The organism is uncultured Cyclobacterium sp. (assembly GCF_963976465.1).
GTDB lineage: Bacteria > Bacteroidota > Bacteroidia > Cytophagales > Cyclobacteriaceae > Cyclobacterium.
On sequence record NZ_CAXBOC010000627.1, the window covers coordinates 1 to 2,740 of the forward strand.

Below are 2,740 nucleotides of genomic sequence, written 5' to 3' on the forward strand. Positions count from 1 at the left end.
TCTTTCTTATTTCTGAAGACAATTCCAAGCACTTTATGAAGCTCTTTGATCCCAATGGTGTGGAAACACCCAATATTGAGAAAATGCTTCAATCAGGTCTTCTTTATCCCAATGCATTTTCGAATGCCCCTGTTTGCTCAGTAGCGAGAAGCACGCTTATCACAGGAACCCTCACCACTAGGACCGGGATGTATCTGCACAGGAAAATAAAGACTGCGCCCATGCCAGAAGGGCTGGAAATGTTTCCGGCTTATCTTAGGAAGGCTGGGTATTATACGACTAATAATTACAAGAAAGATTACAATGCGGTAGAAAAGGACAATGTATGGGATAATTCCTCCAATAAAGCAGCTTGGCAAAATCGACCCAACAAAAACCAACCCTTTTTTCATCAAGAAACCTTTCATGAAAGCCATGAAAGCCGGCTACATTTTTCAAATGATGTAATGGCAAATTATAAAGTTTCTGATAATCCTGCTCAAGTATTTCTTTTCCCCCAATTTCCTGATACTCCCTTGTTCAGGTATACAGTTGCTTATCATAGAGATAAAATCAGAGAAATTGATGCCTGGGTAGGAAAGAAATTGAAGGAATTGGCTGATTCCGGGGAGCTTGATAATACTTTTGTCTTCTATTTTGGTGATCATGGTGGCGTTTTGCCGGGAAGTAAAGGCTATTTATTTGAAACAGGTTTAAATGTTCCTTTGGTTGTTCGGATACCAGAAAATTACAAGCACCTGTCTCCCTATAAACCAATGGAAAGGCCTCAAGCCTTTGTAAGTTTCATTGACTTTGCACCTACGGTTTTACATTTAGCAGGTTTAGAAGTTCCGGAACCAATGGATGGAAATCCTTTTCTGGGGTCAGGGCTAAAGAAAGCCTCCTTAGAAAGCAGAGACGAGACCTATGGTCATGCAGATCGCTTTGATGAGAAATATGAAATGCTTCGATCCATTAGAAAGGGTAAATGGAAATATATTCGTAGTTATCAGCCTTATTTCCCGGATGGTTTGCAAAACAATTATCGCTATAAAATGATGGCCTTTGCCTCTTGGAGAGAGCTTTATAAAGAGGGACAATTGAATACTGAACAGGCTGCATTTTTTATGGAAAAACCGGTAGAGAGATTGTACAATTTGGAAGACGATCCTTATGAAATCAATAATTTGGCCGGAGAGGAGAAGGGAATTTTAAAAGAACTCCGAGAACGACTCAATACATGGATGATGGAAAAAAATGACCTTGGTTTTTTTCCTGAAAATGTTTTGGTGAATCGTGCTTTGAATAACCCTGTTGACTTTGGAATAAAGCAACATAAAAAAATCAAGCAGCTTATTAAAATAGCCAATTGGGCCACAGCGGATTGGGCTAAAGTAAAAGATCGGGTCCTAGAAACGATTATGGATGGAGATGAAATGGAAAGGTATTGGGCTTATACAGTGGCAGACACCTTTGGAGAAAAAGTAAAACCGGATTACCATAAGTTTCCTAATTATGAAAGCGAAACTGTTCCCATCGTCCAATTAAGTGCCATTACCCTTTCGGGCAGGGTTGGAGCAAATAATCCCATGCCGGAATTGATCAAATGGTTAAATCAATCAAAGGATCCGGTAGCCAATTTGATTGCCTTGAATACCTTGGTGTATTTTAAGGACCATACCCCTTATGGAACCAACTTTAATGTAGATAACTTGCAGCTTAAAGTGGAAAATGATGAGGTCATTCGTAGGCTAAAATACCTTGATGGAACCTGGTGATCACTTTCTAAATGATAAATAGTGCATTCATCAAATTTTATGACCAAGAATAGGTGTTTGTACCTAACTTCTTTAAATTGTAAGTTGATTTAATTTAATTACCAAAAAATGTTCAACCGATTAAAATTTATGTCCTTAATTGGACTAGTGATCTTAAGTCAATATGCGTGTACTTCCTCTAACAACAAAGAAGTAGTTGAAGAGGAAGTTGATGAAATTGCTTCATGTCATGAAAATATTCCGGATAGGTTTAGTACCTCAGGAACGAAGCCTGCTGAAGGTATAGAAGAGCGAGAGGAGCCCATATCTCATGAAGGCATGGTCTGGATTGAGGGAGGAGAATTCACCAGAGGTTCTACAGATGACCGAGGGAGAAGGGATGAATTGCCCGCTCATAAGGCCAAGGTAGATGGCTTCTGGATAGATGAGACAGAAGTAACCAATGCCCAATTTGCTGCTTTTGTAGCAGCCACCGGTTATGTGACCATTGCTGAGAAGAAGCCTGATTGGGAAGAAATTAAAAAACAATTGCCTCCGGGTACGCCAAAACCGCCGGATGAAGTCCTGGTAGCGGCCTCTTTGACATTTCATTCTCCCAATCAACCGGTTCCACTAAATAATGCCGCCCAATGGTGGGAATGGACCCCAGGTGCCAACTGGAGAATGCCTCAAGGACCGGGAAGTAGTATAGAAGGAAAAGAAAATTACCCGGTGGTACATGTTGCTTGGGATGATGCAGTAGCTTATGCAAAATGGGCCGGTAAAAGATTGCCAACTGAGGCAGAATGGGAGTATGCTGCCAAAGGAGGATTGGAAGACAAATCCTTTCCTTGGGGAAATGATTCGGTAGAAAAAAATGGTTTTATGGCCAATATATGGCAAGGAGATTTTCCTGTGACTGACAAGGCTGAAGATGGTTTTCAAGGATTGGCTCCTGTAAAATCTTTTGAGCCTAATGGATATGGTTTGTATGATATGGCGGG

At 40.6% G+C, this 2,740-nt stretch carries 2 protein-coding genes; both read left to right on the forward strand.

From position 1 onward, the window contains the following. Positions 1-1,757, forward strand: a 1,757-nt coding sequence (locus AAC037_RS23135; protein WP_339905959.1) for a sulfatase, incomplete at its 5' end; no start/stop codon positions are given. 129 nt (positions 1,758-1,886) lie between these two features. Then, the coding region (locus AAC037_RS23140) for a formylglycine-generating enzyme family protein (RefSeq protein WP_339905962.1) at positions 1,887-2,740 on the forward strand (854 nt) is incomplete at its 3' end.